The sequence below is a fragment of the Marmoricola sp. RAF53 genome (assembly GCF_052114005.1).
Taxonomy (GTDB): domain Bacteria; phylum Actinomycetota; class Actinomycetes; order Propionibacteriales; family Nocardioidaceae; genus Marmoricola.
Genome location: NZ_JBFRDX010000007.1, coordinates 1 through 24,033, shown reverse-complemented (window position 1 = coordinate 24,033; position 24,033 = coordinate 1). Strand labels below are relative to the sequence as shown.

At 72.0% G+C, this 24,033-nt stretch carries 26 protein-coding genes; 15 read left to right on the top strand and 11 right to left on the bottom strand.

The genetic code is table 11. From position 1 onward, the window contains the following. Positions 1 to 7: 7 nt before the first annotated feature. The 4 genes from AB4Y76_RS07890 (at position 8) to AB4Y76_RS07875 (ending at position 3,738) form a co-directional block, all read left to right on the top strand. Complete coding sequence (locus AB4Y76_RS07890; RefSeq protein ID WP_441923892.1) at positions 8 to 655, top strand: ABC transporter ATP-binding protein; 648 nt, start codon at positions 8 to 10, stop codon at positions 653 to 655. A gap of 192 nt (positions 656 to 847) precedes the next feature. Beyond that, on the top strand, positions 848 to 1,981 hold the full coding sequence (locus tag AB4Y76_RS07885) for an ABC transporter substrate-binding protein (protein ID WP_441923890.1): 1,134 nt from the start codon (positions 848 to 850) through the stop codon (positions 1,979 to 1,981). 104 nt (positions 1,982 to 2,085) lie between these two features. Next, entirely contained in the window at positions 2,086 to 2,721 is a 636-nt protein-coding gene (locus AB4Y76_RS07880; protein WP_441923888.1) for a TetR/AcrR family transcriptional regulator, read from the top strand. Between the two features lie 105 nt (positions 2,722 to 2,826). Continuing rightward, a complete protein-coding gene (locus AB4Y76_RS07875; protein ID WP_441923886.1) occupies positions 2,827 to 3,738 on the top strand; it encodes an alpha/beta hydrolase fold domain-containing protein in 912 nt (303 codons plus the stop codon). Positions 3,739 to 3,766: 28 nt separating this feature from the next. On the opposite strand, the gene AB4Y76_RS07870 is transcribed toward AB4Y76_RS07875, so the two are convergent. Together AB4Y76_RS07870 and AB4Y76_RS07865 are read right to left on the bottom strand one after the other, a co-directional pair. Beyond that, complete coding sequence (locus tag AB4Y76_RS07870) at positions 3,767 to 4,804, bottom strand: LLM class F420-dependent oxidoreductase (protein WP_441923884.1); 1,038 nt, start codon at positions 4,802 to 4,804, stop codon at positions 3,767 to 3,769. 25 nt (positions 4,805 to 4,829) lie between these two features. After that, positions 4,830 to 5,729, bottom strand: coding sequence for an oxygenase MpaB family protein (locus tag AB4Y76_RS07865; protein ID WP_441923882.1), 900 nt, complete (start codon positions 5,727 to 5,729; stop codon positions 4,830 to 4,832). A gap of 76 nt (positions 5,730 to 5,805) precedes the next feature. Between AB4Y76_RS07865 and AB4Y76_RS07860 the strand changes: the two genes are divergently transcribed. The 6 genes from AB4Y76_RS07860 to AB4Y76_RS07835 all read left to right on the top strand — a co-directional run bounded on the left by AB4Y76_RS07860 (position 5,806) and on the right by AB4Y76_RS07835 (position 11,947). Continuing rightward, the gene (locus tag AB4Y76_RS07860) at positions 5,806 to 6,360 is read left to right on the top strand and encodes a TetR/AcrR family transcriptional regulator (protein WP_441923880.1); all 555 of its coding nucleotides are present in this window, start codon (positions 5,806 to 5,808) and stop codon (positions 6,358 to 6,360) included. A 162-nt stretch (positions 6,361 to 6,522) separates the two neighbouring features. Continuing rightward, positions 6,523 to 8,664 carry a PP2C family protein-serine/threonine phosphatase gene (locus AB4Y76_RS07855; RefSeq protein WP_441923878.1) on the top strand — a complete coding sequence of 714 codons (2,142 nt, stop codon included), beginning with the start codon at positions 6,523 to 6,525 and terminating at the stop codon, positions 8,662 to 8,664. Positions 8,665 to 8,716: 52 nt separating this feature from the next. Beyond that, on the top strand, positions 8,717 to 9,175 hold the full coding sequence (locus AB4Y76_RS07850) for an SRPBCC family protein (RefSeq protein ID WP_441923876.1): 459 nt from the start codon (positions 8,717 to 8,719) through the stop codon (positions 9,173 to 9,175). A 78-nt stretch (positions 9,176 to 9,253) separates the two neighbouring features. Beyond that, positions 9,254 to 10,375 carry a ferredoxin reductase gene (locus AB4Y76_RS07845; protein WP_441923873.1) on the top strand — a complete coding sequence of 374 codons (1,122 nt, stop codon included), beginning with the start codon at positions 9,254 to 9,256 and terminating at the stop codon, positions 10,373 to 10,375. A 19-nt stretch (positions 10,376 to 10,394) separates the two neighbouring features. After that, on the top strand, positions 10,395 to 11,618 hold the full coding sequence (locus AB4Y76_RS07840; RefSeq protein ID WP_441923871.1) for a fatty acid desaturase family protein: 1,224 nt from the start codon (positions 10,395 to 10,397) through the stop codon (positions 11,616 to 11,618). An 80-nt stretch (positions 11,619 to 11,698) separates the two neighbouring features. After that, positions 11,699 to 11,947 carry a hypothetical protein gene (locus AB4Y76_RS07835; RefSeq protein WP_441923869.1) on the top strand — a complete coding sequence of 83 codons (249 nt, stop codon included), beginning with the start codon at positions 11,699 to 11,701 and terminating at the stop codon, positions 11,945 to 11,947. Here the strand turns inward: AB4Y76_RS07835 and AB4Y76_RS07830 are convergent. Further along, a complete protein-coding gene (locus AB4Y76_RS07830; protein ID WP_441923867.1) occupies positions 11,934 to 12,773 on the bottom strand; it encodes a DUF72 domain-containing protein in 840 nt (279 codons plus the stop codon). The two genes, AB4Y76_RS07835 and AB4Y76_RS07830, sit on opposite strands and share 14 nt — an antisense overlap. 93 nt (positions 12,774 to 12,866) lie before the next feature. Between AB4Y76_RS07830 and AB4Y76_RS07825 the strand changes: the two genes are divergently transcribed. Continuing rightward, complete coding sequence (locus tag AB4Y76_RS07825; protein ID WP_441923865.1) at positions 12,867 to 13,088, top strand: DUF7218 family protein; 222 nt, start codon at positions 12,867 to 12,869, stop codon at positions 13,086 to 13,088. 17 nt (positions 13,089 to 13,105) lie between these two features. Here the strand turns inward: AB4Y76_RS07825 and AB4Y76_RS07820 are convergent, their stop codons facing one another. Both AB4Y76_RS07820 and AB4Y76_RS07815 read right to left on the bottom strand, forming a co-directional pair. Beyond that, positions 13,106 to 13,693: an NADPH-dependent FMN reductase gene (locus AB4Y76_RS07820; protein ID WP_441923863.1), complete on the bottom strand. Its 588-nt coding sequence runs from the start codon at positions 13,691 to 13,693 to the stop codon at positions 13,106 to 13,108. A 119-nt stretch (positions 13,694 to 13,812) separates the two neighbouring features. After that, positions 13,813 to 14,193 (bottom strand): hypothetical protein, encoded by a 381-nt coding sequence (locus AB4Y76_RS07815; RefSeq protein ID WP_441923861.1) that lies wholly within the window; start codon positions 14,191 to 14,193, stop codon positions 13,813 to 13,815. A gap of 276 nt (positions 14,194 to 14,469) precedes the next feature. Here AB4Y76_RS07815 and AB4Y76_RS07810 point away from each other — a divergent pair, with 276 nt between their 5' ends. Next, positions 14,470 to 14,649, top strand: coding sequence for a hypothetical protein (locus AB4Y76_RS07810; RefSeq protein WP_441923859.1), 180 nt, complete (start codon positions 14,470 to 14,472; stop codon positions 14,647 to 14,649). 100 nt (positions 14,650 to 14,749) lie between these two features. After that, entirely contained in the window at positions 14,750 to 15,151 is a 402-nt protein-coding gene (locus tag AB4Y76_RS07805) for a hypothetical protein (RefSeq protein ID WP_441923857.1), read from the top strand. Here AB4Y76_RS07805 and AB4Y76_RS07800 read toward each other — a convergent pair. After that, positions 15,062 to 15,973, bottom strand: coding sequence for a GAF and ANTAR domain-containing protein (locus AB4Y76_RS07800; RefSeq protein WP_441923855.1), 912 nt, complete (start codon positions 15,971 to 15,973; stop codon positions 15,062 to 15,064). The genes AB4Y76_RS07805 and AB4Y76_RS07800 overlap by 90 nt on opposite strands. A gap of 189 nt (positions 15,974 to 16,162) precedes the next feature. Here AB4Y76_RS07800 and AB4Y76_RS07795 point away from each other — a divergent pair, with 189 nt between their 5' ends. Further along, entirely contained in the window at positions 16,163 to 16,852 is a 690-nt protein-coding gene (locus AB4Y76_RS07795; RefSeq protein WP_441923853.1) for a hypothetical protein, read from the top strand. Here AB4Y76_RS07795 and AB4Y76_RS07790 read toward each other — a convergent pair. From AB4Y76_RS07790 to AB4Y76_RS07780, 3 genes are read right to left on the bottom strand one after another with little or no spacing between them, the layout of a single operon-like run. Beyond that, the gene (locus AB4Y76_RS07790) at positions 16,833 to 17,642 is read right to left on the bottom strand and encodes a S8 family serine peptidase (protein ID WP_441923851.1); all 810 of its coding nucleotides are present in this window, start codon (positions 17,640 to 17,642) and stop codon (positions 16,833 to 16,835) included. The genes AB4Y76_RS07795 and AB4Y76_RS07790 overlap by 20 nt on opposite strands. Further along, a complete protein-coding gene (locus tag AB4Y76_RS07785; RefSeq protein ID WP_441923849.1) occupies positions 17,639 to 18,148 on the bottom strand; it encodes a GAF domain-containing protein in 510 nt (169 codons plus the stop codon). The genes AB4Y76_RS07790 and AB4Y76_RS07785 overlap by 4 nt, the downstream gene beginning before the upstream one ends. 14 nt (positions 18,149 to 18,162) lie before the next feature. Continuing rightward, positions 18,163 to 18,351 carry a hypothetical protein gene (locus AB4Y76_RS07780; RefSeq protein ID WP_441923847.1) on the bottom strand — a complete coding sequence of 63 codons (189 nt, stop codon included), beginning with the start codon at positions 18,349 to 18,351 and terminating at the stop codon, positions 18,163 to 18,165. 146 nt (positions 18,352 to 18,497) lie between these two features. Here AB4Y76_RS07780 and AB4Y76_RS07775 point away from each other — a divergent pair, with 146 nt between their 5' ends. After that, positions 18,498 to 19,151: a Crp/Fnr family transcriptional regulator gene (locus AB4Y76_RS07775; RefSeq protein WP_441923845.1), complete on the top strand. Its 654-nt coding sequence runs from the start codon at positions 18,498 to 18,500 to the stop codon at positions 19,149 to 19,151. Here the strand turns inward: AB4Y76_RS07775 and AB4Y76_RS07770 are convergent. Continuing rightward, positions 19,144 to 22,671 (bottom strand): adenylate/guanylate cyclase domain-containing protein, encoded by a 3,528-nt coding sequence (locus AB4Y76_RS07770; RefSeq protein WP_441923843.1) that lies wholly within the window; start codon positions 22,669 to 22,671, stop codon positions 19,144 to 19,146. The genes AB4Y76_RS07775 and AB4Y76_RS07770 overlap by 8 nt on opposite strands. Beyond that, positions 22,668 to 24,033 (bottom strand): hypothetical protein (locus AB4Y76_RS07765; RefSeq protein WP_441923841.1); only part of this gene is annotated, 1,366 nt, incomplete at its 5' end. The genes AB4Y76_RS07770 and AB4Y76_RS07765, both read right to left, overlap by 4 nt.

The window sequence follows — 24,033 nt, the reverse complement described above, 5'->3', positions numbered from 1 at the left end:
GGCTGCCGTGGTCCGTGACGTCGACCTCGTCGTCCCGTCCGGTCAGGTGCTCGCCGTGCTCGGGCCGAACGGGGCCGGCAAGACGACCCTCATGCTCACCCTGGCGGGCCTGCTCCCTCGGTTGTCGGGATCAGTCACGGTCGACGACCGGGAGCTTCCCGGGGGCAACCCGACCAGGGCCGCTCGCCGCGGCCTCGTCCTGGTTCCGGACGACCGGGCGCTGTTCACCAACCTGGACGTCGAGCAGAACCTCTCCGTCGCCCGGAGGCGGGCCGGCGCCTCGTTCGACGAGCTGGCCGAGATCTTCCCGTCGCTCGCAGCGCGTCGGCGTGTGCGCGCCGGCGACCTCTCGGGCGGGGAGCAGCAGATGCTCGCGGTCGCGCGAGCACTGGTCCAGTGCCCGCGCGTGCTGATCGTCGACGAGCTGAGCATGGGGCTGGCGCCGATCGTGGCCGAGGAACTGCTGGCCGCTGTCCGGAGGATCGCCGACGAGACCGGAACCACCGTCGTCCTCGTCGAGCAGCACGTCAGCCTGGCGCTCGCCGTGAGCGACCTCGCCGTCGTCCTCGTCCGCGGCCGGATCGCCTTGCGTGGCCCCGCCGAGGAACTCGCACTTCATCCGGCTCGACTCGAGGCGGCCTATCTCGGGGCCTGAAGAACTCGTGGCACCAGCGCGAGAAACATCCTGCAACGATCACCCAAGTATGAGGAGAACAAGAAGATGCACACGACATCGCCCGGCCGTACGGCCGTAGCGCTCGCTGCCGCGGTCCTCGCTGCCGCGGCCCTCACAGGTTGTGGCTCCGATGACGGTTCCGCCGACAGCAAGGCCGGTAGCGACGCATCCGTGCTGGGCAAGGAGAACAAGGCGACCGGCGCGCCGATCAAGATCGGGATCAGCTCGCTCGGGAAGAGCCCGCAGATCGACAACACCGGCGAGATGGAGGCGGCGCGGGCTGCCGCCGACTACGTCAACGACTATCTCGGCGGGGTGAACGGTCGGCCGCTGGAGATCGTCGACGTGTGCCAGACGAAGGCCCAGCCGAGTCTTGCCCGCGACTGCGCCAACAAGTTCGTCCAGTCCGACGCCGTCGCGGTCCTCAGTGGCCCGGAGCCGAACGCCACCGCGATCGTCGACGTCACGAGCAAGTCCAAGATGCCCTTCGTCAACTTCAATCCCGACACCGTCACCCAGCCGAACTCCTACGTTCTGCCCAACACGCTGGCCTTCCTGGTCGGGGCTCCGGCGGCCTACGCCCAGGAGCAGGGGTTCAAGAAGGTCTCGATCGTCACCTTCGACGTCCCGTCGGCCGTCGAACCGTTGAAGCAGGCAGGTGCGCTCGCCTACGGCAATGCGGGGGTCAAGTCCGACGTCGTCGCCGTGCCGCTGGGAACCGCTGACCAGACGCCCCAGATCCAGGCCGCCCTGAAGGGCGACCCTGACATGTTCAGCATCGTCGGTGACCCGGCCTTCTGCACCGGAGCCCTCAAGGCGCTCAGGACCCTCAACGTCGACAAGCCGATCATGGTCGTCGGCCAGTGCATCGGCGACAGCGCGCTCGCCTCCCAGATCCCCGGCGGGTACGACGGTCTCCTGGTCTCGACCGAGACGTCGACCGATCCCGGTCAGGAGGAGACGAAGGTCTTCGACGCGGTGATCGACAAGTACACCGACGCGAAGATCAAGACGGGGACGGCGCCGACCGGCTACCAGGTGGTCCTCGGGTTCGCTCGGGCGCTCAGCGGCATGACCGGCACGATCGACCGCAGGACCGTGGCGGCGTACCTGGGCGCGATGCCGTCGCCACAGCCGATGCCGCTCGGCGCAGGTTCCACGTTCCAGTGCGGTTCGAAGCCGGTCGCCATCGCCCCGAACATCTGCTCGCCCGAAGGCATGGTCGGTATCGCGAGGGCTGACGGCGCGCTCACCGACGTGAAGTCGGTCGACGTCACGGACCTGCTGCAGCTGCCCCCGGGCTGACCGGGGGACCTGGTGGGGAGTGTCGTCAGTCCGCGGCGCTCCCTGCCGGTCAGCGTATGCTTACCGCGACGTCGCCGTCGTCGCGATCGGCCGGAAGGAACGAGATGACCCCCCGCACCGGGCCGACTCCCACGCGTACGCGTCTCAGCGCCGAGGAGCGGCGCGAGCAGATCGTCGACGCGGCTCGGCGGGTCTTCATCGCCCACGGACTCGGCGGGTCTCGAACTCGCGACATCGCGGCCGAGGCGGGGATCAACGAAGCGTTGCTCTACCGGCACTTCGACTCCAAGGAAGCGCTGTTCGAGACAGCCATCGTCGATCCGTTGCGCGCTGCGGTCGCGCACCTGGCGGAGGCGGCCGGTGACCCGCCGGCCGATGCCGAATCCTCGCTCGAGGAGATGCACGAGCGCACCCGCATGTTCATCGGCGACCTGGTCACGGTGATGAGCGACATTGCCCCGCTTCTCGGCGTGATGATCTTCAGCGGTGAGGCGCCGGGGGCTCAGTCGTTCCAGTCCACCGTCGCCCCGGTCCTCGACCAGGTGGCCGACGTCATCCGGAAGAACCTGGGATGGTGGGACCACCGGGCGTTCGACCCGGACAATGTCGTGCGCCTGCTCTTCGGGGCGGTGTGGTTCGAGGTCACCGCCAACCGGTTGGGGGAGCGCAGCCTGGACACGGTGACCTTCGTCGACGAGTTGACCGACACCTTGATCTTCGGGCTGGCCGCACGTCCCTGACCGCTCCGGTCGGCACGTTCTCCGTCGCTGTTCCTTCCGTACGGGTCTTGTGTGAGCTCGCTTCGGCTCCTAGTGTAAGTAAACACTTAGTTTCAAGGAGATCTCATGCACCTGCCCGCGCCGCTCATCAGACTGAGCCTCCGCCTCTCCCGTCCGGTGTTCGCGTCGCCGCGCCTCTCGGTCGCGACCAAGCGGAAGGCGGTCGACGCCCTCGCATCCGCAGGGAAGGCGCCCGCGCGCGTCGCCTACCGGGAGGACGACGTCGCCGGGGTTGCGGTGCACGTGGTCACCCCGCCGGACCGCGCTCGCGGCACCCTGCTCTACCTCCACGGAGGCGGTTACGCCCTCGGCAGCGCCCGGGGCTACCGGGGCTTCGTCGGTCACCTCGCGGTCGCGGCCGGCATGACGGCGGTCGTACCGGAGTACTCCCGCTCGCCGGAGGCGGCGTTCCCGATCGCGCTCGACGAGATGGTCGGCGTCTACCAGGAGCTGCTCGCGGTCGCCGACAACCACCCGATCGTGGTGGCGGGCGATTCGGCCGGCGGGGGCCTGACCCTCGCGCTGGCCATGCGGCTCCGTGAGCTCGGTATCGCGCCCCCGAGCGCACTGGGCCTGATCTGCCCCTGGATCGATCTGCTGGCCGATGCGCACCGCACGCGAAAGGCGCGCCGGGACCCGTTGATCACCCCGGAGATGCTCACCGGCTGGGTCTGGGCGTACGCCGGCGACGCCGACCCGGCGAACCCCCTGATCTCCCCGGTGCTCGGCGACCTCGCGGGTCTTCCCCCCATCGTCCTCCACTCCGCGACCGACGATCCGATCGCGGCCGACTCCGAAGCCCTCGAGCGAGCCTTCTCCGGGCAGGCGAGCACGGGGATCCTGGAGCACCGGGCCTGGTCGCGGCGCTGGCACTGCTTCCACCTGCAGGCAGGCACCTTCGGGGATGCGGACGTCGCGGTGACACATCTGGCGACAAGGCTCGCGGAGCACGCCGGGGTCCTGCGCGAGGTGGGCTGAACCTCCGCGCAGATCCGAGGCCGTGGTGTCAGACGAGTCCCGCGAGCGTCGCGACGTCCGCCACGCGACGCTCGGCCGTGGGGGCGAGCGGGTTCAGCAGGAGTGTGCTGACGCCGGCCGCCTCGAACTCCCGGACCTGCTCGGCGATCTCGGCCTCGGTGCCGAGCAGCGAGACGGCGCGGACGAGGTCCTCGGGTACGGCGATCGCGGCCTCGGCCTTCCGCCCGGAGAGGTAGAGGTGCTGGATCTCGGCGGCCTCGTCCACGTAGCCGTAGCGCTGGGCGAGCTGGTTGTAGAAGTTCTTGTCCGCGGCGCCCATGCCGCCGATGTAGAGCGCCAGCTGGTCGCGGACCTTGCCGATCACGCGCGGGTCCGGGTCGCCGACGGCGAACGGCACCTGCAGCATGATGTCCAGCGGCCCCAGCGCGGGATCGCGGAGCGCCGTGCCCTTGTCGAGCGCCTCGCCCCAGGCCCGCCGGTAGTGGCCGGGGTGGAAGAACAGCGGCTGCCACGACTCGGCCAGCTCGGCGACGAGCGCCACGTTCGCCGGGCCGAGCGCGGCCACCGAGATCGGGATCCGGGACCGCACCGGGTGGTTGATCAGCTTGAGCGGCTTGCCGAGCCCCGTCCCCTGGTCGGCCGGGAGCGGCACCGTGTAGTGCTTCCCCTGGTAGGCCAGGGGTTCCCGTCGCCAGACCTGCCGGCAGATCTCGATCGTCTCCCGGGTGCGGCCGAGGGGTGCGTCGTACGGGAGGCCGTGGAAGCCCTCGACCACCTGCGGGCCCGACGCCCCGATCCCCAGGGTGAACCGGCCGCCGGAGACGAAGTCCAGGCCGGCAGCGGTCATCGCCATCAGCGCCGGCGTACGCGAGTAGACCTGCAGGATCGCCGAGGCCAGCTCGAGACTCCGGGTGCGTGCCGCGAAGTAGCCGAGCTGGCTGACGGCGTCGAACGAGTAGGCCTCGGCGACCGCTGCCAGCTGCAGCCCGGCGTTCTCGTAGTCGACCAGCAGGTCGGCGGTCTCCTCGAAACCGCCGGCGTAGTCGACGATCATGCCCAGCCTCATGGTGTCTCCTTCGTGTCTTCGCGGGTCAGCCGGCGGCGGGGGCGTCGTGCTGGACCGGGCACCCGGGGAAGGTACCGAGCTCCTCCAGCGGCCAGCTGCCGCGCGCGCCCTTCGGGTAGGTGCGGACGCTGCTCAGGTCGCGGGCCGGCTTGTCCCGGCGGCGCGGCGGCATCAGCCGCTCGACGCGCGCCCGGCCGCGGAAGAGCGCGGCGACGAGCCGGCGCTCGGCGTCGGTCGGCAGCGGGAGGCCGAGTGCGCGGAGCAGGGGCTCGTCGAGCATGGCGTAGGAGAGTCGCCGCGTCACCGCGGGCGGGAGCACCGCGAACGGGCGGAACGTGGTCATCAGGTCCAGGGTCGCCGTCGCGACCGCGTGCGCACCGGGGTCGAAGGCGAAGTGCTCGGCCTCGTAGGCGTCCTGGAGCTCCGCGAACCCGGCGTAGTGCTCCGGGATCCCGGTGATGCCCATGTGCCGGCCGAGGTTCGCGTAGACCCGCGCGGCCGCCTCGCGCTCGGCGTGGGTGGTGGGACGCCAGCCCCAGGTGTCGATCCACCGGACCGGCACCACCACGAAGGTGCAGAGGACGTAGAGCAGGTCGCCGTTGCTGATGTCGTAGGAGCGGTGCATCTGGTTGATCCGGCGTACGGCGGTGCGGCCGCGGGCGTCGTCCAGCCCGTAGTCGGTCACCGCGTCGACGAGCATCACGGTGTCGTCGTACCGCTTCTGGGTGTGCTCGGTGAACTGTCCGGTCCGGTGGAGGAGGTTCCCGACCGACGGCACGGCGTAGGTCCGCAGGAGTGCGAGCCCGAGGGCCTGGGCGATGTCCCACGGGAACTCCCGGTGCGCGCTGATCCGGTAGATCTGCGCCGCGTCGGTGACGGGGTCGAGCCGCTCGATCCGGTCGCGGTTCGCGTAGCGCTGGAACATCGGATCCTCCAAAAGATATGGCGTCGTATGTTTTTGAAAAGATATGCTCCAATATGTTCGACGTCAAGGAGGGCTGATGACCGTCACCGACCGCGACGGCTTCTACCGGACCGCGCTGGGCATCCTCGCTCGCGACGGCCGGGAGGGCCTGCGGATCAGCACGCTCTGCAAGGAGCTCGGCGTGACCACCGGCTCGTTCCACCACTGGTTCGCCGGCTGGCCCGGATTCGTGGACTACCTGCTCGACCGCTGGGAGCAGGAGGAGACGCTGCGGCTCCGGGAGATCGCGCTCGGGCAGGCGACGGCCCAGGAACGGATCAACAGCCTGCGCCGGTTCGCACTCTCCTTCCCGCACGACGCCGAGGCGGCGATCCGGTCCTGGGCGCACCTCGACCCGGTCGTCGCCGCCGTGCAGCACCGCGTCGACGCCGCCCGCGAGGACGCGATCTTCGCAGCGCTGACCGAAGCCGTCCCGGACCCGGACCTGCGCCGCACGAGAGCATCGCTGGCCCTGGCCGTCCTGATCGGGTACCAGCAACGGCACGACGTCCCGGAGGCACCGGACCTGGAGGTGCTGCTCGACGAGCTGCTCCGGTTGCAGGGCCTCCTGGACCCCGGCGCCGGGAGCTGACGGAGCGACCGGTACGTCGAGCGCCGTCGGCCCGAAGCCCCGCCGAGGAACCGGTGCGGCTGCCGCACCTTTCCAGCGAAGGCCCGGCACGCGATCATGGAGGGATCCGACCGGGCCGTGCGGAGTCGACCTGGTGTCCGACCTCGCTCGAAGGTGGGTGTGGTGGTGCGACGCGGCGTGGACACGATCGAGCGCCACTGGTGGCTCGTCGGCCTGGCCCTGCTCGCGGTCCTCGTCGTGACCGACGTCGTCTCGCAACGGCAGATCAACGGCGTCTACGCCGGCGGCGCCCTGGTGACGGCGATCTTCTGCGGTCCGGTTCCCACCAGCCTGGTGGCGGTGGCCTCGCTGGTGGCCTCGGTCGCCTCCGGGATCTGGAACGGAAACCTCGGCGAGCGCGAGTGGGCGGTCCGCTTCGCCGCCTGCGTGCTGCTCTGCGGCATCGCCGTCCTGATCGCCGAGATCAGCCGACGTCGGATCCGGGACCGGGACCGGACCGCGTTCCTGGCCCAGCACGTGCTCGATGCCCTGGCGGTCGAGCTGACGGGTGCGCGCACCGGCAAGGAGGTGGCGGACGGCTTCGTCAACCACGCCGTCGCGACCCTGGGCGCCAAGTCGGCCATGGTGCTCTCGCTGGACCCGGACGGCGTGCTGCGGTCGGTGACCTGGAACGGGCGGGGGAGCCGCGCGGCCGACCACTACCAGGAGGTTCCGCTGGACAGCGACGTACCGGGGGCGGCGGCTGCCCGCGACCAGGTCGACCAGCACTACCGGACGGTCAAGGAGATCGAGGCGGCGTTCCCCGACCTGGCCGGCTACTACCCCCACGACCTGAGCCTGCACGTGCTGCCGCTGCACCGGGACGGACACACCCTGGGGCTGCTGGCGATGACCTTCCCGCCGGGCTCGTTCTCGAAGGCGGAGGACGGCTTCCTCCACTCGCTGGCCAGCGCTCTCACCAGCGCCGTCCTGCGCGCGCAGGAGCTGCAGGCCAACGACGCGGCCACGCAGCGGACCGCCCTGCTCGCCGAAGCGTCGATGACGCTCTCACGCAACCTCGACCTCGACAGCACGCTCGCCGAGGTGGTGCGCCTGCTGGTGCCGCGGTTCGCCGACTGGTGCGTGGTCCAGCTGCTCGACGGCGAGGACCTGAAGACCGTGGCGGTCCAGCACCGCGACCCCGCGACGAGCGCGTGGGCCTGGAGCATGAAGGACGCGTTCCCCACCCGGATGGACGCTCCGACCGGCGCCCCCAACGTCGTCCGCACCGGCAGGAGCGAGATCTACCCCTACATCCCGGGCGAGATGGTCGACGCCGCGGCGGTCAACGACGAGCACCGTGCCCTCCTGCGGCGCCTGGGTTTCACCAGCGCGATCGTGGCGCCGCTGGTCGGACGCCACGCCCCGCTCGGCGTCGTGACCCTGATCCACGCCGAGTCCGGACGCCGGTACGACGCGGAGGACCTGGCCTTCGTCGAGAGCATCGCCGAGCGGGCCGCACTGGCGCTCGACACGGCCACCACCTTCGAGGAGCAGTCCGAACGTCTGGCCGACGTCACCCGGATCGCCGAGGTCGCCCAGCGCGCCATCCTCGCGCCGCCACCGCCGCGCCTCGGGCCCCTCGTGCTGAACGCGCGCTACGTGTCGGCGGCGGTCGCGGCGCAGATCGGCGGAGACCTGTACGAGGTCGTCGCCCTGGGTTCCCGGGTCCGGCTCCTCGTCGGTGACGTCCGCGGGAAGGGGCTCGCGGCCGTCCGCACCGCGACCATCGTCCTCGGCGAGTTCCGCGCCGCCGCCGCCGGGCCCGGTGACGTCGCGGAGGTCGCCCGCGAGATCGACCACCGCCTGGTCCCCTACCTGCCCGACATCGAGGACTTCGTGACCGGGGTCCTGGTCGACATCGACGACGACGGCCACTTCACGGTCGCTTCCTGCGGCCACCCGCCGCCGCTCCTGCTCACCGCGTCCGGACGGGTCGAGACGATCGAGCTCAAGCCCACGGTGCCGCTCGGCCTCGGGAGTGATCCCGACCCGACCGAGGGGGTCCTCGCCCCGGGAGACCGCCTGCTGCTCTACACCGACGGACTCATCGAGGCCCGGACACCCGACGGCTCCTTCGTGGACCCTGCCGCGTTCCTCCCGGCGGTCGGCCGCGAGCCCGTCGAGACCGCGCTGGACAACCTGCTCGCGGAGCTCCAGCACGCAGCCGGGCACTCGCTGGCCGACGACCTCGCCCTGCTCCTGGTCAGCTACGACCCCGAGGGTTCGTCGCCGGACCCGCGGGCGCGTTTGTCCGCACGCTGACCGGGAACCACCTCCTGGAGAAGCACGTGACCGACTGCAGAGAGGCGAGAGCATGCCCACGATCACCGAGTCCGTCGACGTCGACGTTCCCGTCCGCACCGTCTACAACCAGTGGACGCAGTTCGAGGAGTTCCCCGAGTTCATGGGTGGGGTCGAACAGATCCAGCAGCTGGACGACACCCGTCTGCACTGGGTCACCTCGATCGGCGGCCAGCGCCGCGAGTTCGACGCCGTCATCACCGAGCAGCACCCCGACGAGCGGGTCGCGTGGAAGTCCGAGGACGGGACTCTCCACGCCGGGGTCGTGACTTTCCACCGGCTCAACGAGAACCAGACCCGGGTGACCGCCCAGATCGACTGGGAGCCCGAGGGTCTCGCCGAGAAGGCGGGCGCGCTCGTCGGCGTGGACGACCGGCAGGTGAGCAAGGACCTCGAGCGGTTCAAGGACTTCATCGAGTCCCGGGGCGGCGCGACCGGCGGCTGGCGGGGCGACGTGGAAAACCCGTCCTGACAACACGCCCCCGTTCCCTCTTCCACGACCTTCATGCATCGTCTTGAACCAGTCAGTGATCACTTGTTCACTGAGGCCATGGCACCCGCGACGGCAGAGACGCACCGCACCGGGTGGGGCCGGGTGCGCAAGGCTGCTGACACCCTCACCACCCCGCTGCTGCCCGACGACTACCTGAGGCTGCTGAGCCCGCTGTGGACCGCTCGTGAGCTCCGCGGCCGGGTCGAGGAGGTCATCCCCGAGACCGACGACGCGGCGACTCTGGTCATCCGGCCGGGCTGGGGCTGGCGGTACGACCACCGGCCCGGGCAGTACGTCGGCATCGGGACCCAGGTCGACGGCCGGTTCCAGTGGCGGTCGTACTCGATCAGCTCGGCACCGCGGACGTCGTACCGGCGGGGACGGGGGCGCACGATCGCGATCACGGTGCGCGCGATGCCCGAGGGGTTCATCTCCTCCCACCTCGTCGGAGGGCTGGCGCCGGGGACCGTGGTCCGGCTGGCTCTGCCCGACGGCGACTTCGTGCTGCCCGACCCGCCGCCGGCGAAGCTGCTCTTCCTGGTCGGCGGGAGCGGGGTGACGCCGGTGATGGCGATGCTGAGGACGCTGGACCGGCGCGCCCGCACCAGCGGCAGGCCGATGCCGGACGTCGTCCTGCACTACTCCTCGCCGACCGAGGCACGGATGATCTTCCGCGAGGAGATCGAGCGGCTGCAGGACGAGCACGCGAACCTGACCGTGCACAAGCTCTACACCGACACCGACGGCATGCTCGAGCTCGCGGACCTCGACCACCTGTGCCCGGACTGGCGCGAGCGCGAGACCTACGCCTGCGGCCCCGGACCGATGCTCGACGCGATCGTGGACCACTTCGGGTCCGCCGGCCTGGAGGAACGCCTGCACCTGGAGAGATTCTCGCTCCAGCGCGGCGGCGACGGCGGCGAGGGCGGGACGCTCACGTTCCGCAACACCGGCAGGACGGTGGAGTCCGACGGCGCCACCACGGTGCTCGAAGCAGGCGAGGAGGCCGGCGTCGGCATGCCGTACGGGTGCCGGATGGGCATCTGCCACACCTGCACCCTGACCCTCGTCTCCGGCACGGTCCGGGACCTGCGCAACGGCGACGAGTTCAACCAGCCCAACGAGCCGGTGCAGACCTGCGTGACCACCGCGGTGGGGGACTGCACGTTCGACATCTAGGAGACGAGAGGAAACCGACGTGGCGATCTCCGACGTCCGTGAGTACATGCACCTGTCCGAGGACGAGGTCGAGCAGCTCGGTCGCGAGCTGGACGCGATCCGCGCCGAGGTGGAGGAGTCGCGCGGCGCTGCCGACGCGGCCTACATCAACCGGCTGATCCGGGTCCAGCGCTCCCTGGCCGTCGCCGGCAGGCTCACGCTGATCCTCGGCACGCAGCACCGCCGCACCCGGGTGCCCGCGGCGGTCCTGGGCGGCGGGCTGCTCGCGCTCCACAAGATCCTCGAGAACATGGAGATCGGCCACAACGTGATGCACGGCCAGTGGGACTGGATGAACGACCCGGAGATCCACTCCTCGACCTGGGAGTGGGACACCGCGCAGCCGGCCGAGCAGTGGAAGCACAGCCACAACTACGTGCACCACCAGTTCACCAACGTGCTCGGCTTCGACAACGACATCGGCTACGGCATCCTGCGGATGGCGCGCGAGCAGCGGTGGTCGCCGTACAACCTCGGCCAGCCGGTCTACAACGCCCTGCTGGCCTCGCTGTTCGAGTGGGGCGTCGCGCTGCACGACCTGGACATCGAGCGGATCCGCAAGGGGGAGAAGGACCCGGTGGAGATGCGCCGCCAGCTCCGGCAGATCCTCCGCAAGGGCCGGAACCAGGCGCTGAAGGACTACCTCGTCTACCCGGCGCTCTCGGGACGGCGGTGGCGGACGACGCTGGTGGCGAACGCCGCGGCGAACCTGACCCGCAACCTGTGGTCCTACGTGATCATCTTCTGCGGCCACTTCCCCGACGGGGCCGAGCACTTCACCGAGGAGGAGATCGACGAGGAGACCCGCGCGGAGTGGTACCTGAGGCAGATCCTCGGCGCGGCGAACTTCGAGGGCGGCCCGTTGCTGCACGTGCTCTCGGGCAACCTCGGCTTCCAGATCGAGCACCACCTGTTCCCGGACCTGCCGAGCAACCGGTACGCCGCGATCTCGGTCAAGGTGCGTGAGCTGTGCGCCAAGTACGACATCCCGTACACGACCGGCCCGCTGCACCGGCAGTACGGCCAGGCGCTGCGCACGATCGTCAAGCTCTCGGTGCCGAACGGCTGGACCTCCCCGGACCGACCCGAGCCGCCGTCGCCGGTCCGCGACCGGGGACGGCGCTCCGACGACGAGCGCCCGGCGCGGATGAAGGAGCTCGGCGTCTGGTCCCGGGGCCGGTCGCGGGAGGCGAAGGCCTCCTGATGCTCACCCAGGGCGACCGGTTGCACGAGCGTCGCTGGGTGACCCAGTGCGCGTTGTCCCGCGTCTGCGGAGGGTGTGCGATGTCGTTGGGTCGCCCGATCGCCTTCCTGGGGACGCCGGAGGAGGTGGGCCGCAGCGCCTTCCACCTGCCGCCGATGCACGTCGACTGCGCCGAGGAGCTGCGCACCGCCGCGGGGGCGGACCCGGACTGGCGCCTGGTCACCACGCCCGCCTTCGAGTTCGTCCGCCCCGGCCGCGACGACCAGGACCCGCTGCCGCGGTTCGTGCTTCCCGGCGGAGAGCTGGGCGAGGGCCCTACGTCGCCGTGAGCATGGCCGCGAGGCGGGTGGCGTCGTGCGGTGCGTGTCCGCGCGCGTCGTTGTCGAAGTACACGTAGATGTCGCGGCCGGCCGACGTCGCTCGTCGGCAGCGGGTCGCCCAGCGTTCCAGGGTGCGGTCCGCGTACCGGCTGGCGTACAGCTCGGAGTGGCCGTGGAGCCGGACGTAGTCGAACGGTGCCGTCTCGACGTCGAGCTGCGGCCACCGCGCGGCGGTGTCGGCGACGACGCAGGCGACGCCGTGCCTGCGGAGCAGCTCGTAGAAGCCGGGGGTGTCGAAGCTGCTGTGCCGGACCTCGAGGGCGTGCCTGAGGGGCATTCCCGACGCAGGTGCGTCGTAGTCCGTGTACCGGGCCTTGGCGTCGTGCCGGGACGCCAGCTCGGCGGCCTCCGCCGTCGACCGGGGGAGCTGTCCGAGGAAACCGTCGAGGACGTCCTCGTCGTACTGGACCAGCTCGGGGAGCTGCCACAGGAACGGCCCCAGCTTCGGCCCCAGGAGCAGGACGCCGGAGGCGTAGAAGTTCGCCAGCGCGGTCTCGATCCCGCGCAGCCGCTTGAGGTGGGTGATGTAGCGACCTCCCTTGACCGCGAAGACGAAGTCCTCGGGTGTGGCGTCGCGCCACCGCCGGTACGACGAAGGTCGCTGCAGCGAGTAGAACGATCCGTTGAGCTCGATCGTCGTGAAGCGCTCGGCGGCGTAGGTCAGCTCGGCGGCATGGGGGAGACCGGTCGGGTAGAAGTCTCCGCGCCACCCCGGGTACTGCCATCCCGAGATGCCGACCCGCGCCCGGCCGGCGTTCGTCCTTCGGTCCTTCATCCCTCTCGTGTGCCCGGTTCGGCCGCTCGCACACTGGGTACCGGATCAGCGGGAGCGCGAACGGCTCCACGGGGAATCCGGAGGTGAGCAGCGATGCCGAGCAAGAGCTCGGACGTGAAGAACGAGAAGCAGTACGAGGCCCTCAAGGACAAGGGCATGTCGAAGCAGCGGGCGGCGAAGATCGCCAACTCCCCGGACGCCTCCGAGCACGGCGGCAAGAAGAGCCACTCGGGGTCGGGGGACAGTTCCCAGGGTGGCACCCACGCCCAGAAGGTGAAGGCCGGACGCAAGGGCGGCAAGGCCGCCTCGCACTGACCGGGATCTGCCCGAGGTCAGGGGGTGCCCGACTCCTGCGGTCGGGGCAGCACCGTCAGCACCATGCCGATGTAGGTGCGGAACTCGGCCATGAAGGCGGTCAGGAACTCCCGGGTGGAGTCGCTGGTGACCTCGCCGTCGTCGTGGAAGACCTCGGGTGAGTACTGGATGTACGCCTCGGGCGAGGTCATCTGCCGGGCGTTGCAGAAGCTCAGCACGCCGCGCAGGCTCTGCTGCCCCATGGCGGTGCCGATCTGACCGACGGAGGCGCCGATGACGGCGGCCGGGATGTGGTCGAAGGAGTTCTGGCCCCAGGGCCGGGACGCCCAGTCGATCGCGTTCTTCAGCGCTCCGGGGATCGAGCGGTTGTACTCCGGCGTGACGAACAGGACGGCGTCGACGGCGGCGATCGCGTCTTTCAGCGCCCGCGCCGTCGGTGGGTAGTCGCTGTCGTAGTCGGGGCTGTACAGCGGCAGGTCGCCGATCGGGATCTCGGTGAACTCGAGGTCGTCGGGGGCCAGCCGGATCAGTGCTCGCGACAGGATCCGGTTGATCGAGGTCGAGGAAAGGCTGCCGACGAAGTAGCCGACTTTCAACGCGGTCATGAGAACGCTCCTGGCCGCGTCTTCCGGCGACGCGGATCGACGGTTCGAGTCAAGCACGCTCCGGTACGACAGGCCAGAGTGGTGACGGGCCCGGTCCCGCCACGGCGACCCGCGTTTCCTCAGCGGTCGCTGTCCGGGTCGTCCCAGGGCGCGGGGTCGCCCATCTTGGCGTAGTACTTCGCCAGGTGGGACTTCACGCGCTCGACGTCGCCCGCAGGCAGGTCGACGCCGCCGCGGCCGCCCGCCACGACGTTCGCGGCAGCCATGACGCCGCGCGGCACGGCCTCCAGGGTGCCGCCGACGACATCGGCCACGAGGAGCTTGTAGGCGGTGAAGTTCTCCTTCTTGGCGGCGTCGTACCAGACGTGCGCGTCGCGGTAGCGCTCGTTCGGCTCGTCGGTGGCTCCCGCCCACTCCCGGACCCGTTTCTCCGCGGCGTCGCCGTCCCACTCGCGGTTGCGATCGGCGAACGGAAGATCTTGGAACGAAGTCACTGCCATCTCCGGCCTCCACTTCTCCTGGGCGAGCGGGCGGGTCCTCGGACCGCCCGACTGCACCCAGGTACCCGACCCCGGGCGGGCCACACGCCGCGATCGGGCTCCGGCACCCCGTGTACCGACTGCGGAAGCGGGTACCGGCGAGGTGTGACCGACTTACGTCGCGGGCGAGGCCCGAGGCGAGGGCCCGGGAGTGGGGCCGGGAGTGGCGGCCGGGAGTGGCGGCCGGGAGTGGGGCCGGGAGTGGGGATGGAGTCCAGGGTGGCTGAGGATCTGAGGGTGCGCCTGCGCGCGGCGGGCGGCCGGTTCGTCGCGGCCGACGCCGAGCGCAGGCGGGCGCTGGCCGACCTGAAGGCGGCCCTGGCGGAGGCGGACGGCCGCATCACCGACGAAGAGGCCACCGAGCTGACCGGCGTCTCGTCGGCCGCGGTCCACCTCTTCAAGGCCGCGCACGGGTGAGCACGCGACGTTTCGGGTGGGACCGTTCGGGTAAGTCGACCGGGGTGAGCTCGGACCCGCAACGAGAGCTCGTCGTCGACCGGGAATGCGGGAGGTTGTCATGGTTGCGCTGCTGGCCGTCATCCTGGTGCTCGGGCTCGTCGGGTTGATCGTCGTCTGGATCACCGCGAGAAGCTGGGCGCGGACCACCCGACGCACGAAGGACGCCGTTCGCCAGGACCAGGCGGACCCGAGAGTGCAGACGCTGAGCTACCGGGTGCCGGAAGGGCAGGACCCGGCGGTGCTGCTGGCTCGGCTGGTCGAGGCCGGGTACGCCGCCGCGGTCGAGCACGACGCCGGAGAGCGGTTGCTCGTGGTCAGCTGTCCCGGTGACGGCGCCGCGGATCGCGACCGGGTCCGGGCGCTGCTCGGGTCAGCGCCCTCCGCGATCGACGACGGCGTCCCGGTCCAGCACGGAGTGCTGTTCGAGGACGAGCGCCGGTCCGGACGGCTGCGACCGTGACCGGCGGGCTCCCGCTGGGCGCCTGTCAGTGATCGGGGGACGGGGAACCGGCGCGGGCCCGCGGCTGGGCTCCGGGTGCCCGGGCTGGCCGGGTCCGGGCTCGTCGTGGGAGAGCTCGTCGGGAAGGCAGCGGGTCTCGACCAGCAGGTCGGCCACCTGCCGGAGCTTCATGTCCTTGTCCTGGGAGTAGCGCGCGAGAAGTGCGAAGGCCTGGTCGGCGGTCAGGTCGAAGCGCTCCATCAGGATCCCCTGCGCCTGGCCGACGCGCTTGCGGGCGTCCACCGTCCGCCACAGGTGCTTCTCCTCCAGGACGTCGGCGAGTGCGACGGCGGCATGGCGGGCCAGCACGTGCGCGACCGCCTGGTCGTCGGCGTCGAACGCGTGCGGCCGACGCGCGTAGAGGTTCAAGGTGCCGACGGTCGAGGCGCTGGTGTAGATCCGCACGCAGAACAGGCTGCGCATGCCGGCCTCGCCCACCATCCGCGCCCAGTCCGGCCAGCGGGTCTCCTGCTGGCAATCGGCGACGAGCAGGCTCGGCTGGTCGTCCAGGACCGTCAGGACCGGCCCCTCGCCCAGCGCCACCTGCGCAGCGACGACGCGGGACACGAACGGGTCGGTCGCGGCGGCGGTCTCCAAGCGCGTCCCTGGGCCCTTTTCGGGGCCCTTCTCGGGACCCTTCTCGGGGTGTGCCAGGACGACTGCGGCATGGTCGGCGCCGGTGGCTCTGAGGGCGAACTCGAGGACCTTGTCGACGGTCTGCTCGATCGACGACTCGTCGTGCAACTCGAGCGCCAGCTGCGCGAATTGCTCTGCTGAGGACAAGTGGGAACTTCGCATGACTGACCTCCCGTCACCGGGGCTCCGCACGTGGTTCGACGGCGAGAATTATCGTAGCCCTGGCGAACGAAACGGTCATCCCCGGCGACGACACCGGGGTCGGCCTTTCGCGATCCCCCGGCGGGATGGTCTGATCGGAGTCCACGACACCCGGACCGACGAACGGGGGAGGACGTGCAGGTCACGCCGGTACGGCTCAACGCGGCGATCGCGTGGCTCTTCATGGTGGGATCGGCGCTCTTCGCGGTCGGGTCGGTGCCGGCGTACGCGAACGCGGTGGGCGGTCCGCTCGACGCGCTCACCTACTTCGTCGGGTCGCTCTTCTTCACCTCGGCGTCGTACTGCCAGCTGGTCCAGGCGCAGAGCCCGGGGACCGTCGGCGTCGACGCCGCGGGGCAGCACCGGGCCGTCCCGCTGCGGTTCCGGGGCTGGCTGCCGCACGACCGCGGCTGGATGGCCGCGGTGACCCAGTTCCCGGGCACGCTCTTCTTCAACGTCAGCACCGCGGCGGTCCTCGTGGTGAACGCGACCGCGGCCGCGGAGGACCGGCACGTCTGGCGGCCTGACTTCTTCGGGTCGGTGCTGTTCCTGGTCGCCAGCACGTACGCCGTGCTCGCCCTCGGCGCCGGCTTCCTCGGCGTCCGCCCGCGCTCGCTGCCGTGGTGGATCGCCTGGCTGAACATGCTCGGGTCGGTCTTCTTCATGTGGTCGGCGCTGGCGAGCTACGTGCTGCCGAGCACCGACGACTACCTCGACGCGCGCGCCTCGGTCGGCGGCACGCTGCTCGGCGCCCTCTGCTTCCTCCTCGGCGCGGCGCTGATGCTGCCCGCCTGGCGGCGCGACGTCAGCGCGCGTTGTCGCTGACCGCCTGCAGCACCGCCTTGACCTGGTACGGCGCCAGGCCCGGGTGCTTGGCCAGGATCAGCGCCGCCATCGCGGCGACGTGCGGGGCCGCGAAGCTGTTGCCGGTGGCGACGGTGCTGCCGCCGTCCGCCCAGGCGACCTCGACATCGATCCCGCGGGCGCCGAACTCGACCGGCGGGTTCGGGTTGCTCGTCAGCGTCCAGGGGTCCTCGCCCGGCCGGCACGCGACCGAGACGACCGAGGCGAACTCGGCCGGGTACGTCGGGCCGGGCTGGTTGTTCGCCGCGCAGACCAGCAGCGTCCGGGCGAAGTAGGCCCGGTCGGCGACGTCGTGGAGCGGGGCGAACATGCCCTCGGCCTTGCTCGACAGCGAGAGGTTCGCGACGTGCAGCCCGCGCTCGACCACCCACTCCAGCCCGGCGTGGAAGAGCAGGCCGCGGCCCTTGAGGTTGGAGCCGAGCACCCGGACGCTGTGCAGCTCCACGTCGGGGGCGAGCGAGCGGATGATCGCGGCGCACGCGGTGCCGTGGCCGAACAGGTCCTCGTGCGGTCCCTCGACGGCGCGGTAGCGCTCGTCGCGGGTGTCGTCCGGCTCCATCGCGACCGCCGACGCGACGCCCCCGACGGCGGGGTGGTCGGCGTCGACACCGCTGTCCACGACGGCCACCGACACCCCCGCCCCGGTCGACCCGGCGAAGGCCCACTCACGGGCATCGGCCAGGGGCAGGGCGGGGAGGTCGGGGATCCGGTCCGAGGCGAACGCCTCCGACCAGGCCGGCAGTCGGTTCATGCGCGCTGGTTCTCGACCAGCTCGGCGACGCGACGACCCAGGGCGGCGTACCGCTCGTCGGAGGAGGAGGCGCCGTTGCCGGCGACGACGGCGGCGAGCTGCGAGGCGAGCGTGCCGAGCACTGCGAGCGGCCAGTCGCCGACCAGCTCGATCCCGGGGTCGAGCACCTCCAGGACGCCGACGACCTCGCCGGCGCCGTCGAAGAACGGGGCGGCCAGGATCGTGGTCGGGACGTAGCCGGTGCCCTCGGCGATGTCCTGGGCGAACCGGGTGTCGGCGCGGACGTCGCGCACCGCGACCGGCTGGCCGGACATCGCCGTCCAGCCGACCAGGCCGCGGCCGACCGGGACCTGCACGCCGACGACCTCGGCAGCGCCGATGCCGTCGGCGGCGGCGAAGGTCAGGGCGCCGCCGTCCTCGTCGGCCAGCGCGCACGAGCAGGCCGCCGCGTCGAACAGCTCGCGCACGGCGGCCACGGAACGGGCCAGGCCGTTCCCGGCGCTCATCGGGTGGACGGCGTTCAGGTCAGGGGACCGCCCTCGACGTCGTCGTCGCTGCCGAGGTTGGGCTGCGAGTGCTGCCGGACCTGGAAGTGGCCCTCGACGTCGTCGTCGTCCAGGGTGCCGACCTGCTCGGGACCCTCGAGGTGACCTTCGACGTCGGGCTCCTCGCCCAGCAGGTAGTCGTCGGGACGCTGCTTGTTGACCATGGTGCGCTCCTCGGGTCTCGGGGAGACGGGTGGCTTCCCCTGATGGAAACTACTCTCCTCCGCGGTTCTGTCCAGGTCTGTCGGGCAGCCGACGCTAGACCGGTCGACTTCCTGACGCAGCGGTTCGGAGGTGCTTCACTGAGCCGGTGGACTGGCCGCTGCTCGCCCCGCTGCCCGCGACCGAGCGGGACGGCCTGGTGGCGAGCACCCGCCGACGCAGCTACGCCCGCGGCGAGGTGCTGGTCCGGGAGGGCGACCCCTCGGACAGCCTGCACCTGGTGGAGGAGGGCCGGCTCGCCGTCCGCGTCGACACCGCGGCCGGGGACACCGCGATGCTCAGCGTGCTCGGCCCCGGCGACTGGTTCGGCGAGCTCTCCCTGCTCGGCAGCGCCGCCCCGGTGCGGACCGCGACCGTGGTCGCGCTGGAACCGGCGGTGACCCGCACGCTGTCGACAGCGGCCTTCGCGGACCTGCGGCACCGGCACCCGGCCACCGGCGAGCTGCTCCTCACCCTGCTGTCGAACCGGATCGAGGAGCTGAGCAGCCGCCTGCTCGAGGTCATGTACGACGGCCTGGACCGGCGGGTCGCCCGCAGGCTCCGCGACCTGGTCCGGACCTACGGCGCGGGCGGCGGGCCGGTGACGATCCCGCTGACGCAGGAGCAGCTGGCCGGCCTGGTCGGCGGAACCCGGCCGAGCGTCAACGAGGTGCTCCAGAAGCTCGCGAAGCGCGGCGTCGTCGAGCTCGGCCGCGGCCGGGTCGTCGTACTCCGGCCGGAGGCGCTGGACCGGCTCAGCTGAGCTCGTCCAGCCAGCGCACGGCGCCGATGCCCTCGTAGAACGCGCGGGCGTGACCGATCAGCACCCCGGCCTCCTCGGCACGACCCGTGTCCCGCAGCCAGCGGCCGAGGTCGGCGTGGACGTGCGCCTCGTACAGGGGGGATCGCCAGGCCCGGGTCAGGTCCAGTGCCCGCCGGAGGTCGGCCTCGACCTCCTCGGCCGGCCGCGACCCGTCCTGCCCGGCGATCGCCTCGAGCCGGGTCCGCTGGGCGACGATCCCGGTCGGCCACGGACCGTTCTGCGCACCGACGAACGCGACGATCTCGGCCAGGGCGGCCCGGTCGCCGGTCTCGCGCACGACCTGCGACGCGGCCAGCCAGACCGGCCAGAAGTCGCCGCCGTTGGAGGTGGCGTCGCCCGCGGCGCGGGCAGCCCTGACCGCCAGTGCGGCCGCTTCGGTCGAGCCGGTCGCCAGTGCCTCCAGGGCGAGGTCGAGGTCGTACTCCGCGCCCCAGAGCGGGTCGTCCATGTCGTCCGGGTCCTGCCCGAGCGTCGCCGCCACGCTCGGCATCCCCTCGGCGGCACGGGCCAGCGCCACCGCCCGGAGGGTGCCGTCCCTGCTCACGTCGAGGAAGGCGCCCACCTCCTCGTTCTCGACCAGCTCGACGGCCTCGGTCCACTCGCCGGTCAGCAGCAGGGTCTGGGCCAGGTTGAACCGCGCCATCGCGAGCATGTACGCCTCGCCGAGCTCGCTCGCCGCGGCGATCGCGTCGCGCCCGTGGCGCACCGCCGCCGCCGTGTCGTCGAAGCCGGCGCCGGCGGTGAGGTTCACCAGGGCGATCCCGCGTGGCCGCAGCGCCCGGCTCTCGGCGGCCAGCTCCGCGGCGCGCTCGAGCAGCATCCGGCTGGTCCGCGGCATCGTGGCCTGGCTCGAGATCGCGACGCCGCTCCAGGCCTCCGCGACCTTCCCGACGTCGGTCACCTGCTCGGCGAGCCGGAGGGCGTGCCAGGTGGCGTCGGCGTACGCCGCTGAGTCGCCGGAGCGCAGCAGGACCGCGCTCGTCGCGTTCGCCAGGGCGAGCCGCACGTCCAGGGTGTCCGGCTGGTCGGGGACCCGGGCGGTGAGGTCGCGCAGGACGGTGATCGCGCGGTTGAGGTCACCGTCGCTGTAGACGAGCGCGCGCGCCAGGTCCTCGGCGGGACCGGCGGCGCCGATGACGTCGCCGACCGCTTCGTAGCCCTTGAGGGCTTCGGCGGCGTGCTGGATCGCGCGGTCGTTGTCGCCGGCGATGCGCAGCTGGCGCGCCAGCCTGCCCTGGAGGGCGAGCCGGCGCTCGGGCTCGGCGTGCTCCAGGGCCTTCGCCAGGTGGCCCGCCGCCTCGCGCGGCGCCCCCAGCGACGCGGCCCGGTCCGCCGCCCGCTCCAGCTGGTCCGAGGCCGCCCGGGTCAGCTCCGGCACGTCCGGGTCGGCCGGTACCGCCTCGATGGCGTCCAGGTAGTGCTGGGCGATGATCGGCGCCAGCTCGTAGGCGTCGCTGCGCGCCTCCAGCTCGGCCTCGAAGGCGCGGGCGACATCGAGGTGGGTCGCCTTCCGGTCGCGACGCGAGAGCATCCCGTAGGCGACCTGCCGGACGGCGCCCTGGACGAACTTGTAGCTGCCGTAGTCGGCGCTCAGCCGGTCGGTCTCGCGGCGCAGCACCTCGCGCCGGACCAGGGCGCCGAGCGTCTCGTGCAGGTCGGCGACGTCGGCGCACAGCGCGGCGATCCCGTCGTCGGTGAACACGACGCCCAGGACGCTCGCCCGGTCCACGACCTTGCGCTCGTCGGCCGGGAGGGTGTCCAGCCGGGCGCCGATCAGGGCCTGGAGGCTGGCCGGCGCGGTGAGCGCCCCCAGGTCGACGGTGTCCGGGTCGGAGAGCAGGTAGCCGCCGTCCCCCGCCACCACCAGCCCCTGGTCGACCAGCGACCGGACGGTCTCGATGGCGAAGAGCGGCACCCCGGCGGCCCGGGTCACCAGCTCGTCCCGGATCGGCTGCGGGACCCCGGAGACCAGCGCGTCCAGGAGCCGGGCCATCTCGGGCGCGGTCAGCGGCTCCAGGTGGACGACGGTGACCCGGCGGTTGCCGACCAGCCCGGGGTGCTCGGCGAGCAGCTCGGGGCGCGCCAGTCCGAGCACGAAGACCGGGTAGTCGGCGGCGGCGAGCAGGTGCTCGAGGAAGGCCAGCAGGCCGGCGTCGGCGTACTGGGCGTCGTCGATCACCAGGACCACCGGGGCCGCGGTGTCGGAGCTGGACTGCCCGACGTACTTGAAGAACGTCGTCCAGGCGACGAACAGGTCCTCGCGCGGGTAGGAGGTGCCGGCGGCGAGCCCGAGCAGCGCGCCCAGCCGCGGTTCCAGCCACTGCCGCTCGGTCGCGTCCGGCACGCAGGCCAGCAGCGCCCGCGGGAGCAGGTCCCCGTACGCCGAGTCGGCATCGGGCTCGGCCCCGGCGAGGACGGCGACCCGGGACCGGACGGCCTCGGCGAGCGCGTAGTAGGCGACGCCCTCGCCGTAGGAGAGGCAGCGGCCGCGGTGCCAGAGCACGTTCGCCTCGAAGCCGTCGACGTACTTCTCGAACTCCCAGCCCAGCCGGGACTTGCCGATCCCGGCTTCGCCGTCGATCACCAGCATGCCCGGCCGGTGGGTCTCCTGGACGCCGTGGAAGACCTCCTTGACCAGCCGCAGCTCGCGGTCGCGGCCGGTCAGCGGCGCCTCCAGGCCGTCGTCACGCCGGTCCCCGCCGACACCGGCCACCACCGCCCGCACCTTCCACAGCGGGACCGGCTCGGCCTTGCCCTTCATCGCGTGCGCCCCCGCGTCCGCGTAGCTGATCGAGGACGCCGAGAACGCCCGGGTGGTCTCGTCGACCCAGACCTCGCCCGGGTGTGCCGTCGACTGGATCCGGGCCGCGGTGTTGACCGGGTCGCCGGCGACCATGCCCTGGCCGGTCGCCCCGCGGGTGACCGCCACCTCGGCGGTGGTGATGCCGACCCGCATGTTCAGCCCGGCCACGTCGATCCGGTCGCCGAGGGCCTGGACCCGCTCGACCAGCTCCAGCCCGGCGCGGACCGCCCGCTCGGCGTCGTCCTCGCGGGTGACCGGCAGACCCCAGACGGCCATCACCGCGTCCCCGATGAACTTCTCCAGCTCGCCGCCGTACCGGGAGACCACCGCGCGGCACTCGTCGAAGTACGCCGTCAGCAGCTCGCGGACCTCCTCGGGGTCGCGGCTCTCCGAGATCGTGGTGAACCCGACCAGGTCGCCGAAGAGCACGCTGGTGATCTTCCGGGCCGCGCCCGAGCCAGGACCGGAAGCGCCGGTGGGCGCCGCCGGCCGAGCCTCGCGCGCGGTCCCGCAGCCCGGGCAGAACTTCCCGGTCGGCGGCAGCTCCGCGCCGCACCCCGAACAGGTCGGATCCGCTTCCAGCGCGTTGCCGCACTCCAGGCAGAACTTCGCGCCGTCGGACTGGTCGGGGGTGCCGCACGCCGGACAGGTCCTCATCGCGCGCTCCGGGCGTCGAGCGCGGCGAGCCACCGGGTCGCGCCGACCTGTTCGTAGAAGGCCCGCGCGCGTCCGGTCTGGTCGGCGCCCTCCGCCTCCCGGCCCCGGGCCAGCAGCCAGCTGCCGTAGTCGGCGCGGGCGTGCGCCTCGAAGAGCGGCGATCCCCACGCCCGGGCGGTGTCGACCGCCTCGGTGAAGCACTCCTCCACGACCTGGTCGGACAGCGAGCCGGCGGCGCCGACGGCCGCGCGCAGCCGCGCTCGCTGCGACCGGACCGACGCCGGCCACGGACGGTTCTCGTCCTCGACCAGGGCGAGCACCTCCGCCCGGGTGCCGTCGTCGCCGAGCTCGTGGATGATCTCGGAGGCGAGCAGCCAGCCGAACCAGAGCTCGTCCGCCGTGGCTTCGCCCAGCGCCCTCCGGGCACCGCTGATCGCCAGGCCGACCGCGTCCGCGGCCCCGGCCTCGCGGGCTTCGAGCGCCCGGTCGATCAGCTCCCGGGACTCCAGGTCCCGTTCGTCGTCGTCGCCGACGACCTCGTCGGTCGTCGGTTCGCCGCGCCCGGACCGGATCAGCCGGCGGAAGATCCGTGACTCGATCGGCATGTGCGTGCGCAGGTCGTCGGCGGAGGCCAGCGCCAGCGCCTCGTCCCAGTTCCCGTCGAGCAGGAGCGCGAGGGCGAGGTTCGCACCGGCGAACGAGCTCAGGTAGGTGTCCCCGAGCTCGCGCCCGGTGGCGCAGGCGTCCCGGGCTCCGCGGACGCCGAGGGTGAGGTTCTCGAAGGTCGCGAACCCGGCCAGGTTGACCAGGGCGATCCCGCGCACCCGGAGCGCGCGGTGCTCCCCGGCCAGCTCGGCGGCCCGCTCCAGCAGCGTGACGGCGAGCTGCGGCAGCCCGTCGGTGACGGCGCTCAGCGCGTAGGTGATCCAGCTGTCCGCGATCAGCCGGGGGTCGCCGCTGATCTCGGCCAGGTGCATCGACTCCTCGCCGAGCCGCTTCAGCTCCGCGGGATCGTGCTGGCGCAGCACGACCGCCGCCAGGGCCGTGGTCAGGCCGATCCGGGTGTTCAGGAACTCGCGGGTGTCCGGGATCCGGGCGAGCTGCTCGCGCACCACGTTCTCGGCGCGGTCGAGGTCGCCGTCGCCGTAGACCAGCGCGAGGGTCAGGTCCTCCGCCGGGGCCGCCGCCGCGAGCAGGTCGCCGGCGGCCTCGTAGCCCTTGAGCGCCTCGGCCGCGTTCTCGACCGCGCCGGCGTGGTCGCCGGCGATCCGGAGCTGGCGCGCGAGCCGGCTCTGGATCGCGAGCCGGCGGTCCGGGGCGCACCGGTCCAGCGCCTGCGCGAGGTGCGCGGCCGCCTCGGAC